Annotated in this window: 19 protein-coding genes and 1 pseudogene; 7 read left to right on the top strand and 13 right to left on the bottom strand. The window is 59.7% G+C overall.

Annotation, left to right across the window (positions count from 1 at the left end):
* Positions 1-178: 178 nt before the first annotated feature.
* The 5 genes from L0U81_RS29575 to hmpA all read right to left on the bottom strand — a co-directional run bounded on the left by L0U81_RS29575 (position 179) and on the right by hmpA (position 5,541).
* Positions 179-1,348: an IS91 family transposase gene (locus tag L0U81_RS29575; protein ID WP_442793451.1), complete on the bottom strand. Its 1,170-nt coding sequence runs from the start codon at positions 1,346-1,348 to the stop codon at positions 179-181.
* Between the two features lie 21 nt (positions 1,349-1,369).
* The gene (locus tag L0U81_RS29570; RefSeq protein ID WP_233807405.1) at positions 1,370-2,245 is read right to left on the bottom strand and encodes a site-specific integrase; all 876 of its coding nucleotides are present in this window, start codon (positions 2,243-2,245) and stop codon (positions 1,370-1,372) included.
* 394 nt (positions 2,246-2,639) lie between these two features.
* Complete coding sequence (locus L0U81_RS29565) at positions 2,640-3,428, bottom strand: hypothetical protein (RefSeq protein ID WP_233809048.1); 789 nt, start codon at positions 3,426-3,428, stop codon at positions 2,640-2,642.
* Between the two features lie 80 nt (positions 3,429-3,508).
* Positions 3,509-3,787, bottom strand: coding sequence for a hypothetical protein (locus L0U81_RS29560; RefSeq protein WP_233809046.1), 279 nt, complete (start codon positions 3,785-3,787; stop codon positions 3,509-3,511).
* A 539-nt stretch (positions 3,788-4,326) separates the two neighbouring features.
* A complete protein-coding gene (gene hmpA, locus L0U81_RS29555) occupies positions 4,327-5,541 on the bottom strand; it encodes an NO-inducible flavohemoprotein (RefSeq protein ID WP_233809044.1) in 1,215 nt (404 codons plus the stop codon).
* A 163-nt stretch (positions 5,542-5,704) separates the two neighbouring features.
* Between hmpA and L0U81_RS29550 the strand changes: the two genes are divergently transcribed.
* Entirely contained in the window at positions 5,705-5,920 is a 216-nt protein-coding gene (locus tag L0U81_RS29550) for a hypothetical protein (RefSeq protein ID WP_233809042.1), read from the top strand.
* Positions 5,921-5,940: 20 nt separating this feature from the next.
* Here the strand turns inward: L0U81_RS29550 and L0U81_RS29545 are convergent, their stop codons facing one another.
* Positions 5,941-6,927 (bottom strand): hypothetical protein, encoded by a 987-nt coding sequence (locus tag L0U81_RS29545; RefSeq protein ID WP_233810045.1) that lies wholly within the window; start codon positions 6,925-6,927, stop codon positions 5,941-5,943.
* A gap of 362 nt (positions 6,928-7,289) precedes the next feature.
* Between L0U81_RS29545 and L0U81_RS29540 the strand changes: the two genes are divergently transcribed.
* The 3 genes from L0U81_RS29540 (at position 7,290) to L0U81_RS29530 (ending at position 10,210) form a co-directional block, all read left to right on the top strand.
* Positions 7,290-7,694 carry a DUF427 domain-containing protein gene (locus tag L0U81_RS29540; protein ID WP_233809040.1) on the top strand — a complete coding sequence of 135 codons (405 nt, stop codon included), beginning with the start codon at positions 7,290-7,292 and terminating at the stop codon, positions 7,692-7,694.
* Between the two features lie 268 nt (positions 7,695-7,962).
* Entirely contained in the window at positions 7,963-9,639 is a 1,677-nt protein-coding gene (locus tag L0U81_RS29535) for an alkaline phosphatase family protein (protein WP_233809038.1), read from the top strand.
* 184 nt (positions 9,640-9,823) lie between these two features.
* A complete protein-coding gene (locus L0U81_RS29530; protein ID WP_233809036.1) occupies positions 9,824-10,210 on the top strand; it encodes an MAPEG family protein in 387 nt (128 codons plus the stop codon).
* A 122-nt stretch (positions 10,211-10,332) separates the two neighbouring features.
* On the opposite strand, the gene L0U81_RS29525 is transcribed toward L0U81_RS29530, so the two are convergent.
* The 4 genes from L0U81_RS29525 to L0U81_RS29510 all read right to left on the bottom strand — a co-directional run bounded on the left by L0U81_RS29525 (position 10,333) and on the right by L0U81_RS29510 (position 16,161).
* Positions 10,333-12,957, bottom strand: coding sequence for a glycosyl hydrolase family 28 protein (locus L0U81_RS29525; protein ID WP_233809034.1), 2,625 nt, complete (start codon positions 12,955-12,957; stop codon positions 10,333-10,335).
* A gap of 514 nt (positions 12,958-13,471) precedes the next feature.
* Positions 13,472-15,043, bottom strand: a complete 1,572-nt coding sequence (locus L0U81_RS29520; protein WP_233809032.1) for a PqiB family protein — start codon at positions 15,041-15,043, stop codon at positions 13,472-13,474.
* A gap of 189 nt (positions 15,044-15,232) precedes the next feature.
* Positions 15,233-15,451 carry a hypothetical protein gene (locus tag L0U81_RS29515; RefSeq protein ID WP_233810043.1) on the bottom strand — a complete coding sequence of 73 codons (219 nt, stop codon included), beginning with the start codon at positions 15,449-15,451 and terminating at the stop codon, positions 15,233-15,235.
* A gap of 98 nt (positions 15,452-15,549) precedes the next feature.
* Complete coding sequence (locus tag L0U81_RS29510) at positions 15,550-16,161, bottom strand: DUF3313 domain-containing protein (protein ID WP_233810041.1); 612 nt, start codon at positions 16,159-16,161, stop codon at positions 15,550-15,552.
* A 332-nt stretch (positions 16,162-16,493) separates the two neighbouring features.
* On the opposite strand from L0U81_RS29510, the gene L0U81_RS29505 reads away from it, so the two are divergent.
* The 3 genes from L0U81_RS29505 to L0U81_RS29495 all read left to right on the top strand — a co-directional run bounded on the left by L0U81_RS29505 (position 16,494) and on the right by L0U81_RS29495 (position 20,151).
* Positions 16,494-17,045 carry a TetR/AcrR family transcriptional regulator gene (locus L0U81_RS29505; protein WP_233809016.1) on the top strand — a complete coding sequence of 184 codons (552 nt, stop codon included), beginning with the start codon at positions 16,494-16,496 and terminating at the stop codon, positions 17,043-17,045.
* Between the two features lie 945 nt (positions 17,046-17,990).
* A complete protein-coding gene (locus tag L0U81_RS29500) occupies positions 17,991-18,527 on the top strand; it encodes a hypothetical protein (RefSeq protein ID WP_233809014.1) in 537 nt (178 codons plus the stop codon).
* 226 nt (positions 18,528-18,753) lie between these two features.
* A complete protein-coding gene (locus tag L0U81_RS29495) occupies positions 18,754-20,151 on the top strand; it encodes a hypothetical protein (protein ID WP_233809012.1) in 1,398 nt (465 codons plus the stop codon).
* 227 nt (positions 20,152-20,378) lie between these two features.
* Here the strand turns inward: L0U81_RS29495 and L0U81_RS33880 are convergent.
* From L0U81_RS33880 to L0U81_RS29485, 3 genes and pseudogenes are all read right to left on the bottom strand, one after another.
* Positions 20,379-20,550, bottom strand: a pseudogene (locus L0U81_RS33880) (IS30 family transposase); the annotation flags it as partial.
* 380 nt (positions 20,551-20,930) lie between these two features.
* Positions 20,931-21,899, bottom strand: a complete 969-nt coding sequence (locus L0U81_RS29490) for a hypothetical protein (protein WP_233809010.1) — start codon at positions 21,897-21,899, stop codon at positions 20,931-20,933.
* 319 nt (positions 21,900-22,218) lie between these two features.
* Positions 22,219-23,670 (bottom strand): hypothetical protein, encoded by a 1,452-nt coding sequence (locus L0U81_RS29485; RefSeq protein WP_233809008.1) that lies wholly within the window; start codon positions 23,668-23,670, stop codon positions 22,219-22,221.
* Positions 23,671-23,938: the final 268 nt, after the last annotated feature.

Raw genomic sequence — 23,938 nt, 5'->3', positions numbered from 1 at the left:
GCGGCCAGGCGGGATGCTGGACAGGCGCGGAAGCCGTAGCGAAGCGGCGCTGTCGGGCAATCACGATGGTGAAGCAGACGAGGGAGGCGCTTTGCGAAGCGCCAGGCGCAAACGTCCGCTCGTGGGCCGCGTTGCCGCAAAGCCGACGGTCGGTTCAGATATCGGGGAACCGTTGCGCTCATGTCTGACCCCGGCACATCGGTGGTGCGCGGATCGGGGCGCTGCGCGCGAGGATATCGACGACGATCATCGGTGCGCCGCAGCGCCGGCAGATGAACACGGTCCGGACTGCGATGACGGTGTCGTGCGGTGACGGGCTGACCCCGGGTGCGACGTGCAGCAGATCGCGCACCTTCGCGAGACTGGCGCGGCGCACCGGGTTGGCGAGCAGCCCGTAGTGACGGATCCGATGGAAACCACCGGGCAGCACATGGAGCAGGAAGCGGCGCATGAATTCGCCGGCCTCCAGCGTCATGGTCTTGTAGCGGGTGCGTCCCTTCGTACGGTAATCCTTCCAGCGGAACGTCACGCCACGCTCATCGAAGGCGATCAGGCGCTGGTTGGAGATGGCGACGCGGTGCGTGTAGCGGGAGAGGTACTCGAGCACCGCCTTCGGTCCGGCGAACGGGCGCTTGGCGTAGACCACCCATTCGCAGCTACGCAGCGGCGCAAGCCACCGGGCAAAGGAAGCGGGATCAGCGAGCCTGGTGTACTCGCCGAAGAACTGCAGCTGGCCATGCCGGTGGGCCACTTCGAGCGCTTCGAGGAAGCGCCGGCGGAACAGGCGTGAGAGCACGCGCACGGGCAGGAAGAAGCCGGGCCGGCACGCAATCCAGCGCTCACCGTCAGGCGACAGCCCGCCACCGGGGACGATGCCGTGCACATGCGGGTGATGCGTGAGCGCCGAGCCCCAGGTGTGCAGTACGAGGGTGGCGCCAATCTGGGCGCCGAGATGCCTGGGATCGGCGGCGATCGTGCGCAGCGTGTCGGCGGCGATGTCGAGCAGCAGGCCGTAGATGATCCGTTTGTTGTACCAGGCGATCGCACTGACGGGCGCGGGCAGCGTGAAGACGACGTGGAAGTATTCGACGGGTAGCAGGTCGGCCTGGCGTGCCTCCAGCCAGCGGTGTGCGGCGCTGGCCTGGCACTTCGGGCAATGCCGGTTGCGACAGGAGTTGAAGGACACCTCTGACCTTGCGCAGCCTGAACAGCGCAGCACATGTCCGCCCAGTGCCGCCGTGCGGCACCGTTCGATGGCCGACATGACCTTCAGCTGCCCCAGGCTCAGGTGTGCCGTGGCTCGCCACGCTGGCCCGTGGCTGCGGAAGATGTCCGCAACCTCCAGCATGAGGCGTGACAGCGCGCGGGCCTACTCGGAGGGCAGACGGTCCAGCGGACTGGTGACCTCGTGCAGCAGGTCGGTGGCCACCTGGACGTAGAGCGCGGTGTTCTCGAGCTTCGCATGGCCGAGCAGCACCTGGATCACGCGGATGTCCACCTTCTGTTCGAGCAGGTGTGTCGCGAAGCTATGGCGCAGCGTGTGCATGGACACGCGCTTGTCGATGTTCGCAGCCTCGGCGGCGGCATGAATGGCACGGTTCAGCTGTCGCGTGCTTAATGGATCGAGCGGGTCGAGCCCGGGAAACAGCCACCCACCATCGAGCATCCTGCCCTGCGTACGGGCCACGCGCCACCACACACGCAGACGCTCAAGCAGCACCGGCGAGAGCATGGCGTAGCGGTCACGGCGGCCCTTGCCCTGCTCGATACGCAGTGTCATGCGTTCGCTGTCAACGTCGGTGACCTTCAGCGCGACCACTTCGCTGGCACGTAGCCCCGCGCCGTACGCGACCGACAGCGCGGTCTGGTGCTTCAGGTTGCCGGCGGCCTCGATGAGCCGCCGCACTTCATCGGGGCTGAGCACGACGGGTAATACGCGGGGCACGCGCACGGGTTGCATCCTGACCATCAGCTCGGGCCGGTCGAGCGTGACTGTGAAGAAGAACTTCAGGCCGGTGATCGCATGGTTCAGGGACACGGCCGAGGTGCCGTGGTCGACCAGATAGAGCTGGTAGCGCCGCAGGTCCTCGACGGTGGCCGTGTCAGGTGAGCGCCCGAGAAACCGGGCGAACTCACGCACAATGTGCAGATAGATGTCCTGCGTCTTGGGGGCAAGCTGGCGCATGCGCATGTCGTCGATCATGCGCTGGCGCAGCGGACTGACGTTTGACTGTGAGGAGGTCATGATTCGGCTCCTGCTGGAGAACGAGGCGGATTGCCTCATTCGCCAACATACGGAACCGCGATGCCGGCCTCTCCCTGACCACCGGCGTCTGACCGTAGCCCCTACCGCGCGAGCGGTTTAGTCCTGCGGCCAGGAACGGTCATTCGAGCACGCGATCGCTGGGACATTCAGGCGTCCCTTCCACTCAAATAACAGACCTTCGTGCTCGGATCGAGCGATGAACCAACCGAGCATACGGAACCGAGTGCTGCCCGCTTGAAGTGTGCTCTGGCGTCGGCGCGCAGCGGCGCAGAGCCTGCGTTTGCGTCACAGCGAAGATCCCCCGTTTTTTGCACGGCAACGGCTCGCTGTCAATGGCGGCTTGGCCGATCCGGTTGTAGCCGGCCAAATCGCATCAGAACCTGAAGATCACATTCAGGCTCGGACCGTTGAAACGCAGCGTGCTCACGAGTTGATCACCCGAGCCGTAGAAGGCGAGATACCGGTAGGTCAGGCTCACGTCGCCCCACTTCATCGCGTAGCCGATGCCTGTCATCGCCTGCCACGTGAACTTCGACGTGCCTGTGCCGGCGTCGAGATAGAACGGCACGTACCAGCGGCCGTCGCCCGTGATCAACAGGCGTCCGCGCATGCCCGCGATGCCGTCGAAAATGTTCTCGATCGTCGAAACATTCAACTGGGGGCTCACGCCCGCACCCGACCCAAGCGACGCAACGAGCGATGCGTCGAGAGTCGCCTTCACGCCGAGATAACGTATCCCCGCGATCAAATCGATGTTTCCCCACGACTGTCGCGTGACCGTGCGCCCGCCGCCTATCTGGATCAGCGTGCCGCGAAAACTCGTCTCGACACTCTGCGCCGTTTCGCCCGGGCCGAACTGGCCGTTTGTCGCATTGACCGAACTCTCATGTCGCCCGAAGTTCAGGTAGATCGTGTCCGCGAAGACGCTCCAGTCGCCCTTGCGCGCCTCGCCTTGCAGCATGACGGCAAATTTGAGGTTCTGAAGATAGTTGTACGGTCCGGTGGATGCATCGGCGCCCCCGCCCGGCAGCGAGAAACGCAGCGTCCCGGATACAGACGGTAGCCACAGATACGGAGCGACGGCAAATTGCCACTGCGCATTGGCGTCGGCATGAGCCGGCTCGGTGTCCGATGCCTGCGCGCTGGTCGCGGCGATCATCATTGCGGCGACGCATCCAGGGTACCAGCGCATCAAGCGGCCGTGATTTCGTTCTACTGGCATATCGCACCCGGAACGCGTGTTCAACGCTTTTGCAGCGCCCAGTCGGTCTTCCCCGTGCCGCAAAAGACAGGATGCGGGTTCATCGACTGTCCTTTCGCCGAAAGCGCGACGGCAACGTGACAGCATGTCTTCTTGCCGTCATGGCTTGTGTCGGACGGCGTCAACATTGCGTCGATCTTCACGCTATTGCCCGTGTCCGAGTTGGTCCATTGACTGGACTCGCCATCGCTCTTCGTGTTGAGGACGTCGGTCAGCGCGCGCTTGATCGAACCCATATCGCGCGGCTTCGCGTATGACAAGGGCGCATCGTTTAGGAGGTTGGGATTGCTGGCGTGTGCGGCAACGACGTTGAACCGGAGTGCCGCGGCAGACGTGGCACGCGCGCAACGCGTCCGAAGCAGACGTTCCGTGCCGAGAAATTGCATGCCAGCCTCCAATAGCTATTTCGCAAAGCCATACTTGCAATTTGGTGACACGGGGCGTGATGGTGATGGCGACGGCTTGATGCGGGAGACATGATGCGCGTGCCGACGGCTTTCCTCCTCCGGGCGCGTAATTCCGATGCCTCACGCTCCGTGCCGACCAGTTTAGTTGCTGCGTCTTGCCGCCGGTATTGGACTTTGGTCCGATGCAACGTGCCCCCTATGTGATTCGTCAAGCGTTAAGGGCTGGTTTTGGTCGGTCGAGTTCGCGCGCAAATCGGGCTGGCAGGGCTCGAAGCAGCAGCGCTGAAAGCTGCGCAGCCACCAATATCACGCCGCCTGCTCTGCCGGCACCGCCGCCGTACGGCCCACGCTCCATGTGACTGCTGCTGATCCTGCGTCGGCAATCGTATGCGTCATTCAGCAAACAGATCCGGGCCGAACACCTCGTAGTGGATCTTCGATTCGTGAATGTCCATGTTTTTCAGTGCATCGTGCTGCAGCCGCATGAAAGGAATCGGGCCGCAAATGTAATAGTCGGCATCGGAGAGCAAAATATCGGCGCGCAGCTTGCCGAGGTCGATGAAGCCTGCGTAGTCGTAGTCGCGGCCCTGCACGTCGGTGTCGAGCGGCGCGTCGTAGAACACGATCGCGCGGAAATTCGGTTGGGTGGCGGCGGTCTGGTGCAGGCGGTCGCGCATCGCGTGCACCGCACCGTTGCGCGCACCATGAATGAACACCACGCGCCGCTGTGGGTCCTGAATCGCGCGCTTCAGCATGCTGACCATCGGCGTCAGACCGACGCCGCCGCTGATCAGCACGATCGGCGTCTTCGCATGGACATCGATGCAGAACGTGCCGTAGGGCGCCGCCAGTTTCACTTCGTCGCCGACGTTCACGTGATCGTGCAGCAGCGACGACACGTAGCCCGGCGGCCGCCCGGCCTCGCCGCTCTCACGCTTGACGGAGATCCGGTAGCTGCGGCCATTCGGAGCGTCGGACAAACTGTATTGCCGGATCTGCTGCAAGCCGAGCGCGGGCACATCGACCGCAATGCCGATGTACTGGCCCGGCTCGAAGTTGGCGACCGGCTGTCCGTCCTTCGGTTCGAGAATGAACGACGTGATGACGCTGCTCTCGGGCCGCTTCTCCTTGACGACGAACGTGCGCCATCCGGTCCAGCCGCCGAGTTGCGCCGCGCGCGTTTCGCGCAATTCGCTTTCCATGCCCATCAGCACGTCCGCGAGATTGCCGTATGCCTGCGCCCACGCCGAGATGATGTCGTCGGTCGCAGCCTCGCCGAGCACGTCCTTGATCGCGCCAAGCAGATGTTCGCCGACGATCGGATAGTGCTCCGCCCTTACGTCGAGGCTCGCATGCTTGTTGGCGATATTGCGCAGCACCGCGTCGAGACTACCCGGATCCTCGATGTTCTCCGCGTACGCATACACAGCGCGGGCGAGCGCTTCCTGCTGCTGCCCCTGCTGCTGGTGCGCCATATTGAACACGTTCTTCAGCTCGGGATGCGCCTCGAAGAGTCGCCTGTAGAAACGTTGAATGATCGTATTGCCGTGCAAGGCCAGAACCGGGGCCGTGGCTTTTACGATGTCCTTCGTCTTCTGCGTCAGCATTTCGTTTCTCCTGCACTAGAACGACTTGTTGCCCTCGCCCACCTTTTCAGGCCTATCCGGCAGATCATGCTCCTCCAACCGATGCCCGCTGTCCAGAAGCCGAAGGGGCCATGGACAACTGCGTACCGGCGCGTCTGATTGCTCGATCTTCAACGACCTGCCCGTGGCGTACCAGGGCAACGTGGATGAAGAGGCGCCGATGGGGACCGGCATCGGCGGCTCGAATACGCTGGGCAGCGGCACGCAGCCGCGTGCGGTCCATTCAGCCACGGCGATGACCGAGCAGGATATTCAGGATCTGGCCTGCTTCCTGAACGTGCTGACCGACGGCTACCAGCCGCCCGCAATGCAACCGGCGAGCGGTACCTGTGTGAACTGACACCGAGACGCTCGGCCCCGCTAGAAACTCATCGCGAATCCGAATGACACGCCGTGCACGTTGCGTCCGAACACATATCGGACCAACGCGCGCGTGCGAGTGACGATGATGGGATACCTGCTGCTATCGAGTTCGAGGCCAACGCCCAACGACGTGAGGTCGTTGAAACCCAGCACCCCGGCACTGTCGCCGAAATAGTGCGAGTAAGCGGCTTCGAGCACATAGCGAACTGGCCGGTCCAGCGCGTGCCAGCCGGTGGGCGCGCGCCAGCGTGTCCATAGGCTCACTTGCTGGGCCGTGGCCGAGCCCTGAACGGCCTCCGAAGAGCTGCCGAAACTGCGCAGGTAAATATCGGTCGCCCGCAATTCAGCGTCGATTTCGTAGTTTTCGCGGTAGTGCTCATAGTCGAGCATCAGGGAGCCGCCATAGCCGTAGGCATTGAGCGAGCCGTCCTCGAGGAACTGGAGGTTACTGTCCGTGACGCGATTGAAGAGCGTCTGCCCCACCTTCAGGTCACTCGAGACCCGCCCAATCGTACCGTTCAGGATCGGACGGAATGCCAGTTCGTCCGTGATGCGGAAATCCCACCCGAGGCCGACCGTGCCGCTGAAGGTGTTCCACTTCGTCGGCACCGCGCGCTGCTGGGCGCCATCCGTGGCGATGAAGACCGGATCGTAGCGGCTGTAGGCAAGCGTGCCCTCCATGTACAGGGGAAACGACCTGCTGAGCGTGAAGCCGCCGCCAAATTGCGTCTGCCCGAACCCAGGATTACCCGTCGGGCCGTTATTCACCGACAGGTTACTGGTCGTAACGTCAGGGACTGTCGTGTAGGTCATGATGGCGAGCACGGCGTCGGCATGCCGCTTTACATTGCCGCCAATCACGGTATTGCTCGACAATTGCCCCGGCACGACCTGCGCGTGCAAAGGGCATTGCAGCAAGGTCAAAAGCAGAGCAGCACACGCCCGCAAGGCACGTTGTGAGCAACGCTTCCGGAGCGCAAGCATGGTCAATCAACCTCGCTATCTGTCGACGAGATTGGAGGCTGATACACAGCGTAACGAACGACCATGGCGCACTCCTGTCAGTCGGCTGACCTGTTCGTCTTCGGCAAACTCGCCACACCGTTGTAGAAAAGCACGTCCAAGCGGCTGATGCAACTCCGGCAGGCGTTCCGCCGCCCGCAACGCATGGAAGGTCTGCTGCTACTATGTGATAGAAATACCCGAAGTGAAGTAGTACAGCAATACGTACATATCTTCAATCGCCTGGCGATGCGTGCATCAACTCGCCAGCGTCGCGCTCGGGCGATGGACTTCGCAATCGGCAAACGAAACCTCGCAGCCCCACTCACTCAAGGAGCGTCGTTATGTCCACCCATTCGGTCCCGAACGACAAACCCGTCAAGATTCCCGGCCCCGACCATCCGATCACGATCGAGCGCCACCACGCGCGCGTGATCGTCACGGCGGGCGGCCACGTGATCGCCGATACGCACGACGCGTTGACACTGCGCGAAGCCCGCTACCCGGCCGTGCTCTACATCCCGCGCAAGGACGTCGACATGACGCGACTCGAACGCACGGCGCATGCGACGTACTGTCCGTACAAGGGCGAATGCGCATACTTCTCGATTCCGTCGGCCGGCGAGCGCGGCACGAATGCGGTGTGGACATACGAGCACCCATACGACGCCGTCGCGCCGATCCGCGAGCACCTCGCGTTCTATCCGGATCGCGTAGATTCCATCACGGAGCAGCCGACTGCTCACTAATCCGGGCCACCCGAAATACCGACCGACGAAACGGCACGGGCTGCGATAGCCCGTGCCGTTTTTTATGCGTGACGAATCGCGGCGATCACGCGTGGAAACGATCCAGGTTCACGGCGAATGCGCTTCGAATGGATCACTGTATTCCTTAACAAATCCTTAAGGTCTAAGCATTGCAAAATAAAAAAATCCACGTCACGTAAATGACTTTTTTTACGGTTCAAATTTGTCCCGCTCTACCTAAATTCAATTTCAAACAAAAGGACGAGACATGAAACCGATCACAAAATGGAAGCGTAAGCAAAGCGCAATGTGCGCAGCCGTCGCACTGCTCGCTGGGCTGTATTCGGCAGTTGCAGCAGCCGACGACGATCACGACCACGGCCGCGATCACGATCGCGCGTCGGTCAAGCATGTGCTGCTGATCAGCTTCGACGGTCTGCATGAGCAGGACGTTGCGCGTTGCATCGGCGCGAACACGTGCCGCAATCTTGCACTGCTCGCGAAGTCGGGCACGACCTATACGAACGCGCACACGCCGGGCCTGTCGGATTCGTTTCCGGGCCTCGCCGCGCTCGTGACCGGCGGCTCGCCGAAGTCCGCGGGCCTCTTCTACGACGTCTCCTACGACCGCACGCTCTATGCGCCGTCGGATAGCAATTGCACGGGCCCGACCGGCTGGAATGTCGTCTTCGATGAAACGACCGGTATCGACGGCGAGAACGGCGGCGCGCTCATCCACCTCAACGGCGGCGGCGCGTTCAATCCGCAGGCGATTCCGCATGCGCTCGTCAATGGCGTCTGCACGCCCGTCTATCCGCACAATTACATAAAGACCAACACGGTCTTCGAAGTGATCAAGGGCAACGTGAACGGCGCGCGCACCGCGTGGGCCGATAAGCACGCGTGGGGCTACGACTGGCTCAACGGACCGTCCGGCACGGGCGTCGACGATCTTGCGCGCACCGAAATCAACTCGATCGATCCGGATACCAAGACGTACTACCTCGACACGTACACGCACACGCAGAAGTTCGACAACTACCACGTGCAGTCGCTGATCAATGAAATCGACGGCAAGGATTCCACCGGGCAAACGAGCGCCCCTGTCCCGACCGTGTTCGGCGCCAACTTCCAGACGTTGAGCGTCGCGCAGAAAGCCACAGTCGCGAATGGCGGCGGCTATCTGGACGCGAGCTTCACGCCGGGTCCGCAGGTCACCGGCGCGATCGCGTATATCGACGACGCGTTGGGACGCATCGTGTCCGAACTGAAGCAGCGCGGTCTTTATTCGTCGACGGCGATCATCGTCACCGCGAAGCATGGCCAGTCGCCGACCGATCATTCGAAGCTCGTGAAGAACGGCGATACGCTGACCAAATTGCTCGAAACCAGCAACTACCTTGATTCGGGCGGCGCTTTTGGGCAGAACGCTACGACGAGCGGCAACCTCAACGACGGCACCGGACTCGCCGGTACCGGCTTCGTGCAGACCGACGACGTCGGTCTGATCTGGCTGCGCGATCAAAGCCAGGTGTCCTCGGTCGTGAAGACACTGAAAGCCAATCTGAGCTGCAACGCGCCGGGCATTTGCGCGGACGGCCCGCAGGCGTACATCCTGTCTGGCCCGCAACTCGCGGACCGGTTTGGCGATCCGTCGCATGGCCGCACGCCTGACATCATCGTTCAGCCGAACCCGGGCGTCATCTATACGTCGAGCATGTCGAAGGACGAAGAGCATGGCGGCAATGCCCCCGACGACAGCCATCTCGGCCTCGTGGTGTATGTGCCCCATGCGCATCACGCCGGGCAGGTCAACGACGAGCGTGTGCTGACCACGCAGGTAGCGCCGACGATTTTGCGTCTGCTCGATCTGAAGCCTGAGCTGCTGCATTCGGTCGCGATTGAAGGAACGCGTCCGCTGCCGCAGTCCGATCGCGACGACTGAATGTCGAAGTAGTCGACGTAATTGAGTAGTGAGCAGCGCCGCGATCTATGTTGCAACGATCGCGGCGTTGCCGTTTTGAAGAGGTCCAATCGCGCAGCCTGCGCATGCCGGCCCGTGCGAGAATGGGAGCCGCTGATTCGCCAAACCGGTGTGCGTCGATTGCCTGGCAAGGAGGCACGTTCTTATGAACAACATCGCTCTCGCATGCGTCGCGGTTTTAGGGTTGCTGTTATTCGGGCTCGGCTTGTCAGTGTCGATGATGCGATTTCGGGAACGCACCATGTCGGGCTGTGCCGACGATCCGGATGACCTGCTGCACAAGCTGGTTCGGGCGCATGGCAACACCGCGGAGTATGCGCCGTTCCTTGCGGTGCTATTTCTCTTTCTGGGCGCGCGCTCGCCGTCCACGTTGACGGTTTCGCTGATCGTCGTGGCTACCGTGTGCCGATGTTTGCACGTCGTGGGACTGGTTGCATTTCCGACGATGGCGAAGCCCAATCCTTTGCGTTTCGTGGGTGGACTTGGGACTTATGGGGCGGGGATTGCGTTGTGTCTGACGCTAATGCGCTAGAGCAACGTCAGGACCGATGCGCAGAGCGCACCCGAAACGAAAAAAGCCCCACAGTCACCCGTGGGGCTTCAAAAAGACCCGCAGCCTGACACCGCGAGTCCTGGTCTCTCAAACAACCACGCTTACTTCACGTTCGGGAAGACCGGCCAGGACGAAGCCTGATCGCACAGCTGCAGCTTCGCATTCTGCGAGACGATCGTCGCCGCCGGATTCGTGTCGCTTGCCGCGCCAGCGTCATCGCTGCCGTTGACGGTCAGGTTGAGCGTGTTGGTCGGGGTCGTGTAGTAGCCCGCGCCGGTCTTCGACGACGTGTTTGTCAGGACCCCGCCCGTGCCGTGAGCGAACGACTGACCGATCAGACTCACGTTCGCGCCGAGGTTCAGCGTGGCGTTGGCCGCCTTCGATTGTGTCGAGCCATCGGTCGAGCCGATGTTCACGACAGACTTGCTCAGGTTCGCAATAGCCATCACGACGTCGTTGTCCGCGACCACGTTATCCATGTTCAGCTGGATCACGCTCTGCGTATTGGCGTATTGCGTGTCGGCATGGAGGCCACGGAAGGTCAGGTTGCCGCCGCCGTTTTTGCCCGCCGCCTTATTGGCCGGGATGTTCAGGAAGCGGACGTTGCTGACGGTGATGTCGTGGAAGTTCGGGATCAGGTAGCCGAGACCCGTGTACGAAGTCGGATCGGCTGCCGGGCCCGTGTAGTACATGTCGAACACGAGGAAGTCCTTCACGCCACGCATACATGCGCCGTCATAGTAGATGTTGCTGACATCGCCACCGCGCGACTGACCGCTCTTGATGCGCAGGCCCACCACGCCCATATCATTCGAGGTACCGTCGTAGACACTGTCGAAGTAGTTGTCGTAGAAGTGAATATTCCGCACGCCCACATTGGTCGGGCTGCCGACCGACAGACCATGACCGTTGTAGTTGTGATTGTGCGCAACCGTAATGCCGTACGTGCGGTTCGACGAAACGTCGCGGTTACCGTCGATGCCCCACTGCATGTTGGCCGGGTCCTGCTTGCTCGGCGCGCCTTGTGCCGCGAGCGGACGCGGATCCTGCAAACCACCCTTGAATGCGACGTTGTCGTCGGACGGGCTCAGGAAGTTGTACACGATCGCGACGTTCTTCACGTAGCCATCGAAGTACACCTCGCCTGCGGACGCCGTCTTGCTGCCCGTGCCGAGGACTGCGTGCTCCGGACCTGCCGCAACGCTCGGGTCGATACCGTCGGTGTTCTTTACCCCGGTCGAGCTGGCATCGATCGTCGCGCCCGTATAGAGGTGCGAGTACGAACCGCTGACGCCATCGAAGCCGTCGTTGTTCATGCCGACGCTCGCCTGGTTCGCTGCATCCGGCAGCAACGGCGTGATGATCTTGACGCCCCACGCCGTCAGGCCGTCGACGCCGTCTGCTTCGACGGTGAAGAACGTGCTGTTGCGGATCGTGATCTGATACAGCGACAGATTCTTCGACTGCTGCATCCACACCATGCCCGGGTTGGCCTGGAAGCTGTACGGGCCGCCACCGATGTCCTTGTTGCCGTGGTAAGCAATATCCCACCAGCTTGCCTGCACCCAGCGTGCGCAACCGCTCGTGCTGGCGTTACAGCCAGCGCTCGCGACCGTGAAACCCTGCGGCACGCTGGTGGCCTGGCGATTCACCACATACCTGAGGGCCGGCGAGGTCAGCGTCGTGGATCCCATCGCGGTGACCACATCGCACGCGGTGCCTTCAGGCGCCAGCGTGCCCGCACGGTAAGCCGCGATCGTGTTGGTGCAGCTGAACTTCGGCGTCGAGGCGCTGTCGGTGGCGCCGGTCGCCCAACGGATCGTCGGATACAGCGACGACGAGCTGATGAGCGGCATGTAGCCCCGGCCGTCGATCGAGCCCGTGCCCATGATCGACGCGTTGACCGTATGCGTGCCGCGGATCAGCGGATAGCAGTTCTGCATGCCGCTCGTGCCCGAGATGGTCGCCGTGCCCGCGTTGACGGTGCCGGTCGGCGCGGGGAGCCCGGACGGGTTGTTGATCGCGGCGCCGCAGGTGATCGCGTTGGGCCGATCCTGCACGGACTTGTCGTAGACAGCGACGTCGCGGCTCGCGAAGAGCGTGACACCGTCATCGATCCACAGCGTGACGCCCGACGGCAGGACCAGCGGACCGCTCAGGAACGCGTTACCGGCGCCGCTGCTGTTCTTGACGAGACGCACCGCGAACTTGGTGGCCTTGTAGGTCGGGTTCGACAGCGTTTCGCTCGATGCGCCCGCGATGTTGACGAGCGGGTTGTTGGCCGCTTGCTGAGTCGCGGCTGCCTGCTGATCGGCCTGCGTGATCTTCGCGCCGACTTCCGCGTCCACGGCGGCGCCGCACGCGTCGAGCGCGGCCTGGATGCGCGCCTGGTCGGGGTTGTTCAGGGCCGTGGTCGCGCCGCCGTAGGCGACGGGCGTCGGGTCCGCGCTGACCGGCAGCGAGCCGTCCGCGTTCTTCACCAGGATGTTGCTCGCCTGGAGCGTCGAGCAGACCTGCGTGTCCGCAGGCAAGGACGGCGAATCCGGCAGGTTTGCGTCGGCGGCGTAGCGGCCGGGCGTCCAGACCGCGGTACTTGGCGTGGTCGGGTTGGATGACGCGGTCGAACTGCTACTGGAGCCTGAAAGGTTGCTACCTTCACCGCAACCGGCGACGGTCAGGACAAACAGGCCGAGTACGACAAGCTCTCGGGCTGAGCGCATCTTCATTAGTAATCTCCTTGGGACTAGATCCAGTGTGTGGTCCTGGCAGCCCTCGCTCTCGTCGCACAGCTGCGGCGGGAAAGCGTCCGGGCATACGGAACATCAACGTTTGTTATAAGACATCGTATAAGTTACAACCAAAAAATCCGGAGCTTCCACTCGACGCGCGACAGCCTAAGCGACGTATCGTTCTCCTTGTGTCGACAAGCCGATCCAGCCCCGGGCGGGTCCATCAAGACCGCAGGGCAATAGGAATGCGTCGTCCAGCAAGGGACTGCGTCTCAAGAGTTATTTTGGTTGCGAGCCGGCCGCCCCGACCAGCTCGCCAACAACCAGCTCCGCTATCTCGCGGGCCACGTTGTCGGGCAACGACATAATTCATCATACAACGTACGACGGATCATGCGTCATAAAGGTGCACTCTTTCAATTACAGTAAACCCGACCCTCCCGGATCAGGGGTACGCCAGGCGGCAATCATCCGGTTTGCGGCACCCAGCCACACATTTCACCCAGTGGATTCATGGGTCGGCAGCCTTCCCCCAGAGCAACGCCTCGGGGTGCCGTTCGAGATAATCGGAGAGTGTGTTCAAACCGGCCAGCGTGCGTCGCAACTCGGTCAGCGCCTGGTGAACGTCGCCCTGCAATGGCGAGCTCTGTTCGAGAATCGCGCTCGCCGAGCGAAACGCTAGCTGGGCGGAACCAAGCGTCGAATGCGCACCCGGCACGAGTTCCGTATCGAGCCGCTCAAAGAGGGCATTAGACCGCCGCAGCATGGCATCAAGATTGCCCCCGATCTCTTGAAGCGGCATTCGGTCGAGTCCACGGACGATGTTCGACAGCTGATCCTGAAGCTCATCCAGTGAATTGGGCACCGTCGGCAGCTCGACCGGCGTGCGATTCGTATCGACGTAGGCCACGGGTGCATGCGGGAACACGTCGAGCGCGATGTATTTCTGACCGGTCAAAAGACTTCCCGTGCGCACCTGACCGCGCAATCCCTGGACGACGAGCTGGCGCAGCAGCGCCCTGCCCGCCATTCCCGCGCCATCTCCGAGCGAGTCGCGATAGTTCCGCCCGAGCCGGGAGGGATAAAGGCTCAGCGTCACCAGCATGTCAAAACGACCTCGCTCGGGATTGAGGTCAATGTCGACCGCCGTGACTGTACCCAGCCCGACACCGCGGAATTCGACAGGCGCGCCCACCGACAATCCACGCACCGATTGCGCGAAGCGCATGCGCACCACGGCAGGGGGCGCCTCGTTCGCGCGCATGGCGTCAGTGCGGTTATCCGCAAGATGAAAGCCCGCCACGTTCGGGACGTTCGCGTCGGACGCTGCACTGACGCTCCCACGCGGTGTGTCAAATGCCACCCCGCCTGCGAGCAGCGCCGCGGCCGGCGGGATGTCCAGCCTTGTGCCGCTGGAATCGAGCTTGAGCTCGACACCACTCGCGTGCCACCATCGAGTGCCGGAGGTGACCAGCCGATCAAAAGGCTTGCGTATGAAAACGTCGATGCGCACGATACCTCCGGTGCGCCCCAGCGAATAGCCGAAAACCTGCCCGACCTGCGCGCCGCGATAGTAAACGGGGGATCCAGCGTTCAAGGAACCGAGTGAAGTCGCGCCAAGTACAAAACGCGCGCCCTCCTCGTCGCTGGTAGTCGCCGGCGGCGAGTCGAAGCCGGCAAACACATGGCAGGCTCGAATCGAGTGACTATCGATATCGACATCGATCCAGGTTCCGGAGACGGCGGTCATGAGCCCCGAGATGTTCTTCACGTCAATGCGCGGACGTACGACCCAGAACTTCGTACCGCAGGTCGCGATGCGTTGACCGGCGGCATCGAGCCGCAACTCGGCGTAGACCCGTTGACCGTCGTCGGACAGACGTAGATGTTCGAGCCGGCCTATTTTCACGCCGCGATAACGGACGGGCGTTTCTCCGGCGACAAGACCGGCACCAGACAGAAAGCTCACCGTTACGCGAGGATCGCGTTGTGCCAGCGCATAGGCGAGCATCAGACCGCTAATCAGGATCGCAACAAGTAAAACGGTCCAGATTGTTGAGAGCCAGCGCTGCCGGTCGTTCACAACTTCCCCACGAAGACATCCCATATGCTCCTGGCACATCGGCATGCAAAGGCGACAGCCCGACCGGGCGGGCCGCAACGAGGCGCGGTGCGCCTTCCTCCGTCACGGATTCGGCGCATGGTGTGCGTGTGCGGTGTCGTCGCTCTCGTTCGATTTTCTTTGCTGGGTGCTTCAAGGTACGCAGACAATTCAACGAGAAACGTGATGAAGCTCGGACCGGTAGCCGACCGCGAACGCGATATAGACCAGGGCAGCCAGCACGCCTGCCATCGTCCCGAAACCGTCTCTCGCACCGAGACCATGAGTCATGTGAAAAGGAATACCGACCAGCAAATAGGCAAGGGCGAAAACGATCGACACCATCAGCGGCGGGGAAATCGACATAGCGAGTTCAACGAGATCGTGCATGATCGACACATTCAGAGTCCGTCATCAAACGCATTTCACGGCAACCGATCGACGCAAGAAAACACACCGACTCCCCTCGCACGCGAGCAACTTCACGGTCAGCGTAACTGCGCGACGAGTGCATCGGCGCCTTTATCGATGCCAGTCCTGGCCGCACTCAGAGAACCGAATGCCGCCGGCAGGTTCATCGCATTCGGGTATTGCTTCGTCACATAGGCGCGAAGGAGGCGCCCCGTCGAACTGTCATAGACCTCCACGGCATACGACACGGAGCCGCTGAACGCGCCCTTGCCTCCCCGGACCGCCTGAACGCCGTTATAGAGATTTCCGGCTAGATCGAAGTGCATGACCTGGCCGACCACGGCAGTCGTTTTCTCGGCGCCGGTCAAGGTGAGCTTTACGCACAGCGCTGCGGGAGACGGCTGGGTTGCCGGATCGAAACGCTTCGACAGCTTTTCAGAGAACGTCTTCTTCATGTAGTCGGCAAGCACTGCCTTGTCTTCATCCGACAAGTCGCCGAACTGGTTGTCGCTACCGCGATACACCACGATCGGATCGACTATGACCTGCGAATAGCGGGACCAGATCACAGGCGCTGCATACCTGAATGGTGTTTGAGCAGCATCGTTATCCCGGTTCTCCTTCAGCTGGGAAGACGAAGCGAGGCTGGTATAGGCGACAGGCTGTACGCCAGCGCACGCAGACAACATTAGGACTGCCACGCAAATGGATAGCTTGAAACCGACCTGGTTCGTGTGCACAGGACTTTCCTTTTCAATTAGGGTCAAACGTCGCCACGATGGGTGGAGCGGAGCGGCAACGTGAACGAAGCGTAGCATCGAGTTGGATGAGTGTAAACCGTCTATCCGGTTTGTTTGTATTGGTATGCTGACGTACAATCGGGCCTTTCGGAATCAAGCTTGGCGCTCCCGGGCAGTTCCACGGGTTGCCGAACCGCCCTGCGGGGACCTGCCCGCAGCACCTGGGCGCGCGTGGATGACCATGCGCGCGTGCCGGGGAAGCGCTGCTCAGCCCATCGACAATGGATAACCAGACACGTTCGGAGATTTCCCGCAAGAAGGCGATTGACGCCGCGCTATCGATTCTGACCCGCGAGGGAATCGGCGGACTGACGTTCGACTCGCTTTCGCGCGAGAGCGGTATCAGCAAAGGCGGGCTGCTTCACCAGTTTCGCAACAAGCACGGGGTGTTGCGGGCACTCCTGGAGCGTCACCGGGAGCAATTCGAGCAGATCGCGCGCGAGCACCTGGCGGCTGGCGGCGCGGCGCGGGTCGAGCCCGTTCTTTCCGCGCAGATTGCCATCTTCAGGGAGTCCATCAACCAGCCGCATTCCGTCGCCCGCGCGGTGCTTGCGGCTATGGTCGAAAGCCCTGCCCTGCTCGATGATCTCAAGACCGAGGACGCAGCAAAGATGGAGCAGATGCAGGCGGAGGCGAAGGATCTCGAGCTCTCGTTGCTGCGTTACTTCGCGGCCAGCGGCATCGCCTTCAACTCGCTGCTCGGGCTGTCCGCCATGCCCGACACCTTGCGCGACAGGCTTTTCGACCGGCTGCTTGACGACGAAAAGTGGTGACCCTGGTGCTTCGTGGCAATCGTTCCGGTTGATGGGCGACGCGGAAGTCACGAAGCTCTATGGTTCGCGCACGGAAACGTTCACGCTGCATCGGGGTCACGCACGGTAAGCTATCTGCGCACATCAAAGTCTGCGACAAAAATTCCCGCTGAAGCCCATTCCACCGTCGCACGACGCGCTACCAAATATCACAAAGTCTGATGCAACCGGTTGTCGCCGCAAATCCAATCGATTTTCGGAAACACAATGTCTGCGTGAGACCCGCAGCTCAATGGTCCGCAGACCAAATTAAAAAGGGGAGCACATTAAATATATGTTGCACCGCAACCAAATAGGAATCGAACATCAAGTTCGGGCGTCGCAGCGAATGGCAATTCCAGAAGTTGGGGGGTGGATCGAGCGAACCGAATGGTCCATCTGCAATAACGAAAGGTCTTGGTAGTCGGGTCCGAATAATTCGTTTTGGACGAACCTTGCCCTCACGTCTGGCATTCGACAGCGATTGAGCGGTTGCGGTTCCTGACGGGCGCTCGTCTTGCGAAGCCGTTGACCGAATGGCTCAGGGCGTGTTGCTGACGTTCAGGTGTCGCCGTTCGGATGGCAGCTTCAGGTCGATCTTCAGCGATTCAAACTTGCTCAGCCACGAATGTCAGCTCTCGCAGCCGTCGAAGAATCTTCACGATCCGTTTGAGTCACTCACGGCAGCATTGGCGAAGGTCAGTTGTCTCGCCCATATGAGACATGGTCACGCGGCGCTGCAGTCGTAAGCGCAAGGACGCCTCGCGCAGCGGAATGACGCGGCCAGGCTAGTCCGTCGGCCTGAGCGTAGTGCGATCGCGCTGCCACGCGTGAGACTCCTCAGTTCGCCGTGCGGCATTGCACCACCTTCTACAATCGTTCGCCCGGCCCGATAATTACACAATGCTTACGATTGGGGTGGCTGCCATGCAAACCATCGCCGACGTGAAACCCGCGAGAGTTGACCGGTCCGCAGCGGCACGCAAGGCATGGGAAACCCGCCGCGCAGCCGCGATTCAGATTGGCCGGTCTGCAGCCGCAAGCAAGGCGTGGGCAACTCGCCGCGCGGTAGCCGCACCGGTGAACGAACGCGCGACGTACATCCGCCACCTTCGCGTCAGTATGCGCGGTGCGATCGGTCTGGCGCGTGCGCGTCAAGCAAAGCGTGCTGCCGAAGGCAAGCGCGCCGTCGCCGTCACAGTCACGGTTACCGAGTTGATGACGAAGCTCGCTGCACAGGACTACCGTTGCGCGATCAGCGGACTGCCCTTTTATGTCGACGACGCTGACCGCTTCGGTCCCGCATGCCCGAGCCTCGACCGCATCGATCAGGACGGCGACTACAGCGACGCCAATCTGCGCATAGTCTATTTAGGCATCAATAGCCTGCGCGGGCGCGGTTCGGATGCGGACGTATTGCGCATCGCGCGCGCAATCGTCGGCAAGGCTCGCTCGGCCGCGTAGCGGCCCGAGCGCTGCGCGTGACGTCCGGCGGATAATTAGGTCATGCCGGCTGCTATCGGGCACAAAGTGTCATCAGCCAACATTGTCGTTCGCTCACCCCGACTCGGCCCTGTGACGGTCATTCGCCAATTATGCATTCCGGGAAATGCACACCTCCCGCCATCCATTCACGAGATGACAGGTGGTATTTTATCGAAGGAGTGACCTCCGTAACGGATGGCAGACCATGATAACGCTCGACGACAAGCAGAAAGCGCGCGCCATTAGGGAGCTTGAGAATTATCTTTCTGGCGCCCCAAATCCTCAGACCGGCAAGACACCTGTTGCGGAGTGTCTGGAGTTGGATGAAAACCGGAAAGAAATCATCGCAGCATTATTGCTACCAGTACTCGAGAAATTCTTAGACGGCTCTATGCCGCTCGCCAGTTTTAAGACGGAAATCGACCGTACCAACAAGCGGAATATATTCTGGGGCTTCAAGGGTATAAAGGGACAGATGTTCTTCAATCTGCTCTATAACACATGTGTCGACGAGGCCGAACTCACGGCTGAATTAAAGTCAGCCCTTCCGGTGCCAACCGACGAAACCGTAGCAAAAAGTCGCATACGAAACTTTGCGAGCTACGTGCGACGAATCGGAGACGACTTCGTCACCAATGGCGGTAGCAAGCACGGTCGCCCCAAGGTCTCGAGCATTCCGTTCTTTTTGAGCTATTTCTGGCAGATTTTAGCCCCCGACAGGTGGCCGATCTACTATACAAATAGCGTTCAAGTGCTTTCCGACCTCAATCTCTATCGACCGTCCGATGACTTGGGGGATGCGTACGTTGACTACGTTGAACTGCACGTTGAATTTCGCGATCTTTTCCAGCTCCAGACTGGGACACCGTTCACCTTTTACGATGTTGAACATGTGTGGTGGTATGCGAAGAAGCCCGGCGACACGCCGGCAACCACCATAGCGACCGGCGACGGTATCGAACAAAAGCACAGCGCAACGCCAGTTGTGGAAGACGACAGAACCCTTTCATTACAACTGCCGGACAGCTACGTCCCGCCGATTATTAGCATAATCCCTCGGCTTGCCTTGAACGATCCATTGCTTGAACGAGCAGCCGCAGACTCTGGCACCAGCATCGCCCGCGCTCTCGAAAAAAGCGTTCATGCGGCCTTCACTGTCCTTGGCTATGACACGCAGCTTCTGGGACAGGGACAGGGGCGAATTCAGGATGGTTTGGCAGTCTCTGCAGATCACTCGTACGCGATTCTATGGGACGCGAAAGCGCGGCAAAACGGATACACAATGGGGACGGACGATCGCTCCATCCGCGAGTACATCACCACACAAAGCAGACAGTTAAAGCGGCATCGACATTTACGTAATCTCTACTATGTCTTGATATCAAGTTTCTTCCAGGATGATTTCGATGATCTCATCCGCGGTTTAAAGATGGAGACCGATATCAGTGAAGTCCGCTTGGTAAATGCCGAAGCAATTGTTGCCATGATTGACGCAAAGCTTCGCGACCCGAACCAGCTAAGTTTGGGGCCCGACGGAATGCAACGCCTGTTTTGTAAGAGTGGAATATTGACAGCAGACGATGTAAGAGAAGAGCTACAGTGATCGACTGTTACTTGGAATGGGCCCGAAGTAAGTGCGTAGCGGTCATTGAATGGGCATATGATTGGGTGTCGGAATGGGTTGGGTTCAATGTCCTCCCGAAAATTCCGAGTAGGACTCAAAGTCCGCGCACGGAGCGGATGAGAGGCGCGGTACTGCGAAAGTGAGCATCCGGATCGCATACCAGCGCGGCGCGACTCCACGTTGCGTATCGATGGCGATAGCCTCTACTTCATGGCGTGATGGCGCGAACGGTGCATCGCCCAAGTCCGTCGCAATTTTCCAGCAATTCCTTCTTCGGTGCACCGCGGGCTTGTGTATAAAGGCTCCGGTATATTTTGTCGCGTGTGACACCTGATAGTCCCCGTTGCCGGCGTATGAGTGCTTGAGCCGGCCCGCAATCTAATCCGCCCCCCCACCAGCCGAATGGCTGATTCTCATCCAAGACGTGACTGGTAGCCTACGCGCAGAATTCGGCCTGAGCCGACGTTCGTGAATTTACGCTGATATGCCAGTTCACTGCTGCAAACCAGTCGTTCGGAGAGGCCAACGACGAACGACTTCCGTCGGCCCAAGTAGACGTTCCTGTGCCGACGCTGGAATGCCCTCACTCCTGCACACAGGTCATTCGATAAAGACGATCGCGACTAGCAACCGCGAGCGTCTGTGAGCGGTCCCACGCGAGAACGTCAAGGCAGTGCGTCATCGACCTATTTCGTGGACTAGCGACCATCCAACGGGAACATCGCCTTGATTTGACGTGGTCCAGACACGGCACAGCCTCATTCCCGGGAAAGCTGTATCCGCATGTACGTATAAGCAGTCACGCCGGCATCGTGGGACGGTGGTTCGAATTTGCCACCTCCTTTACGCCCAATCTGTCCGTTGTCCCAAGGGTACCAGTCAACGCTCGATGAAACGGCGCCGACGAATCCCTTGACCCAAGTTCGATCTAGATAGTCAAAATATTCCAGATATCCATAGATCCACATGGGAGTGCCATTATTCACGTCCGCGACTTGCGTTTCCGTCAGTCCCATTGAAGATCCAATGGGGAGCGCGATCGTCCAAGCAGCGCTAGGCCTCACAACATTGCTAAAACTTGAGGACTCGATCTTACGTGCTGTCGAATAATCTGGCGTCGATGGCAACTGACCGAACCCGACAGCAATGGCTGCACCTGTTACGCTTGCGTCAGACTTGCCGATGTTCGTGAGAGTAACGCGTGCGACGGCATTCCATTGGGGATTCGTTGTTTTAATTGGCTCAAGTGTGATCTGCATATCGCTGACAAGCCATCGCGGCTGCCTTTCAGCAATCATCGCGTTGACAGTGGTCGTTGCCGCATCGGCGCTCGCTAGCGCGGCGTTAGCAGATTTCTCCGCGGTTTCGCCAGCAGTTCTCGCCTCTTGCCAAAGTAGATGAGTAGACTTCCACAAACGAAATGTGAACAGCGCCAGTAGCGCTGTGAAGAATACCAGTGCGGCGTCGCTGACCTTGATATAAAGGCCAAATAAGGTAAAGCCTTCCATCCGCTCGGCCTCCGCATCACCATGAGGCTTCTCGTACCCTGGCTTTGCACCCTCACTGGAGGCAGGTTTAATTTCGGCCGGTGCCGTCGCATTTGCCGACGAACTTATTGAAGAGGCGCTAGCACTCAACTGAGATGCTGGGGCTGAGACAGTTGCAGGCGCGGAAGCTGAGGACGCGCCCCGAAATCCTTGCTCTGACTCGACTGCTTGCTTGGCCATCGGTCCTGCTGTACTCCTCGTAGCTCCCCCCGTTGCAAAAGCGGAAGGAAGAGCGAATGCTGCAAGTGCAAAGACAATGGCGCGGAGTGTAACCATGACTAGAGGCTAGTTGGAAATGGACGATCCTGATAAAGGACCTCGCTTTTGAACGGATACAGCGTACTGCAGTGGCTCGGCTGATACGCCAATGCGGATTGGCGACGATATCAGCGCAAACGCCCTCACCGACGAACTGCGATAAGACAGATTTATGCATGATCCATTCTATTGTTTTTGAACCAATCGGATTCCCATGCAGGAAGCTTCAAACAAATGGACCCTAGTAGTGCACTCTCTGCATCCAGTCCTGATCCGGTGCAACCGAATAGTTCTCACGACGTTTCCTGCGAGCATAATAGACTAGAGCACCTTTTGCCGTAACGGAAAATACGTCGCGGCTCAGTCCATCGGCGTCACTGTCGGACAGGTCCTCGTTAAGGTCTTTGGAGATTAATTCGAGTTTTAGCAGTTCTCTTAGCCATTTTAAAAAAGTGCTTCTTTCAATTTTAATCGTGCTGTTTTGATTAAATGAGGTGTAATCAGCTGTTCCGAAAGTCCCGCGAAAAATCTTACTCATCGCGATATCGAGTACCGCCCACGCATTTTGCGAGATTCGGCTGGAGAGCGCGTCGTAGCGATCGCTCGTTTCTTTCGCCAGCCATTCGATGTATTTGTCGTGCTTTTTGCTACGAATTCGAATCGGCTTACCCGAGCGAGCACATGATTCACAAAAATCGTCAGCGAGTCCTAAAAGATCCCGAAGATTAGTATTGACGATTCGATATAAAGACTCCAAATCCTCGAGATCGATCGGCAATTCCTCCTCAACCTTGTGCGGGTCGGTCGAAAATTCAGCGAGGCGCGCGCGGATCAGAGGAATAATCGACGCCGATTTAACGTTTTCGACATTTATTATTGGCGAGCTAAGGAATGCAGTTAATCTCGGTGATGCGGCCAAGCTGTGAATCACGCCGTTGGCGCCACAAAATACCCATCTCAGCCCGTTGACATTGAACAACTTATCTCTCAGAGCCTCAAGCGTCTTTCTTGCAGCGTCACCGCTCTCAAGCAGTTCGATATTGTCGATGACGCAAACGACGCCGCCTTCATTGCCAGCAGTAAATATGCGGTCTAACGTATTTCTTACGGCGACCTCAAATCCACTTCGCTCAAATCCTGCAGATTGGTTGATCTGTCTCGAAGCCGATACGCTGTTCGCATCCGACGCGAGCCCCATGGTCGCAACACCACCGTTTGGGTCAATCCTCGAGGCAGCACTTAGTTGTTCGATGAGCGGAGCGTTCAGCCAAGCGTGGATGTGTGGTAGTTGAGACTTTTCGGGATCACGATCTTTGAGGTATTCCTGATGAGAAAGCAGCGTTTGCGCCACACCACGAAAAACCTCGTAGCAGAATTCATCTACATCGCCTCGCGGTTTCAACTGAAACGACACCACAGACGGTATCAGCAACTGCGAGGTCTCACCAGCAAAGTAATCGCGGAAACATTCAAACGCTGCGACGTTTACCAAGCTGGTCTTTCCAACGCCCACATGTCCGTCCAAACACGTGATTTTCCCTTTTTTGTGCAGGCGACGAGCAACTTCCATGATCTCGTCATCCCTTCCGACAAGCAAACGCCTTCCCTGCTCGTCGGCACGGAGAGCCTGCACTACGAAAGGGTTCTCTGTCAGCCCAATTGTTGCGTAAGGATCTGAACCATATTTAGACATTGTTTGGGCGCCTTTACTGGAGATTCACACAATTATAATGCACTACGGCTTCGCCGGAATCGATCTGATTCCACGCACAAGGCTCTCAGAAAAGATCTGCGATTTTCACGCTTAACGCCGTTGCGCGAGCTTCTCAATATTGTGGAGGGGAGCTTTTTCTCGCTGATCCCTCTTTTTCGCAATGAATGATCGTCACGGCCAGTTTTATGCCACCGTACTTCTATGGCCGCTGTTTGCCGAGGGCGTCTGGTCGGGTTGAGAATCGCGC

The sequence above is a fragment of the Paraburkholderia sp. HP33-1 genome, from assembly GCF_021390595.1.
Classification (GTDB): Bacteria; Pseudomonadota; Gammaproteobacteria; order Burkholderiales; family Burkholderiaceae; genus Paraburkholderia.
The sequence above is the reverse complement of the archived record's forward strand: the minus strand, read 5'-3'. Positions and strand labels throughout refer to the sequence as shown.

Bases quoted from the DNA above. Each gene is read 5' to 3' on its own strand.
- L0U81_RS29490 (WP_233809010.1), bottom strand. From the start codon at position 21,899: ATGGCCAAGCAAGCAGTCGAGTCAGAGCAAGGATTTCGGGGCGCGTCC.
- L0U81_RS29575 (WP_442793451.1), bottom strand. From the start codon at position 1,348: ATGCTGGAGGTTGCGGACATCTTCCGCAGCCACGGGCCAGCGTGGCGA.
- L0U81_RS29485 (WP_233809008.1), bottom strand. From the start codon at position 23,670: ATGTCTAAATATGGTTCAGATCCTTACGCAACAATTGGGCTGACAGAG.
- L0U81_RS29540 (WP_233809040.1), top strand. From the start codon at position 7,290: ATGTCCACCCATTCGGTCCCGAACGACAAACCCGTCAAGATTCCCGGC.
- L0U81_RS29505 (WP_233809016.1), top strand. From the start codon at position 16,494: ATGGATAACCAGACACGTTCGGAGATTTCCCGCAAGAAGGCGATTGAC.
- hmpA (WP_233809044.1), bottom strand. From the start codon at position 5,541: ATGCTGACGCAGAAGACGAAGGACATCGTAAAAGCCACGGCCCCGGTT.
- L0U81_RS29495 (WP_233809012.1), top strand. From the start codon at position 18,754: ATGATAACGCTCGACGACAAGCAGAAAGCGCGCGCCATTAGGGAGCTT.
- L0U81_RS29510 (WP_233810041.1), bottom strand. From the start codon at position 16,161: ATGTTGTCTGCGTGCGCTGGCGTACAGCCTGTCGCCTATACCAGCCTC.
- L0U81_RS29500 (WP_233809014.1), top strand. From the start codon at position 17,991: ATGCAAACCATCGCCGACGTGAAACCCGCGAGAGTTGACCGGTCCGCA.
- L0U81_RS29565 (WP_233809048.1), bottom strand. From the start codon at position 3,428: ATGATGATCGCCGCGACCAGCGCGCAGGCATCGGACACCGAGCCGGCT.
- L0U81_RS29515 (WP_233810043.1), bottom strand. From the start codon at position 15,451: ATGCACGATCTCGTTGAACTCGCTATGTCGATTTCCCCGCCGCTGATG.
- L0U81_RS29535 (WP_233809038.1), top strand. From the start codon at position 7,963: ATGAAACCGATCACAAAATGGAAGCGTAAGCAAAGCGCAATGTGCGCA.
- L0U81_RS29545 (WP_233810045.1), bottom strand. From the start codon at position 6,927: ATGCTTGCGCTCCGGAAGCGTTGCTCACAACGTGCCTTGCGGGCGTGT.
- L0U81_RS29570 (WP_233807405.1), bottom strand. From the start codon at position 2,245: ATGACCTCCTCACAGTCAAACGTCAGTCCGCTGCGCCAGCGCATGATC.
- L0U81_RS29525 (WP_233809034.1), bottom strand. From the start codon at position 12,957: ATGAAGATGCGCTCAGCCCGAGAGCTTGTCGTACTCGGCCTGTTTGTC.
- L0U81_RS29530 (WP_233809036.1), top strand. From the start codon at position 9,824: ATGAACAACATCGCTCTCGCATGCGTCGCGGTTTTAGGGTTGCTGTTA.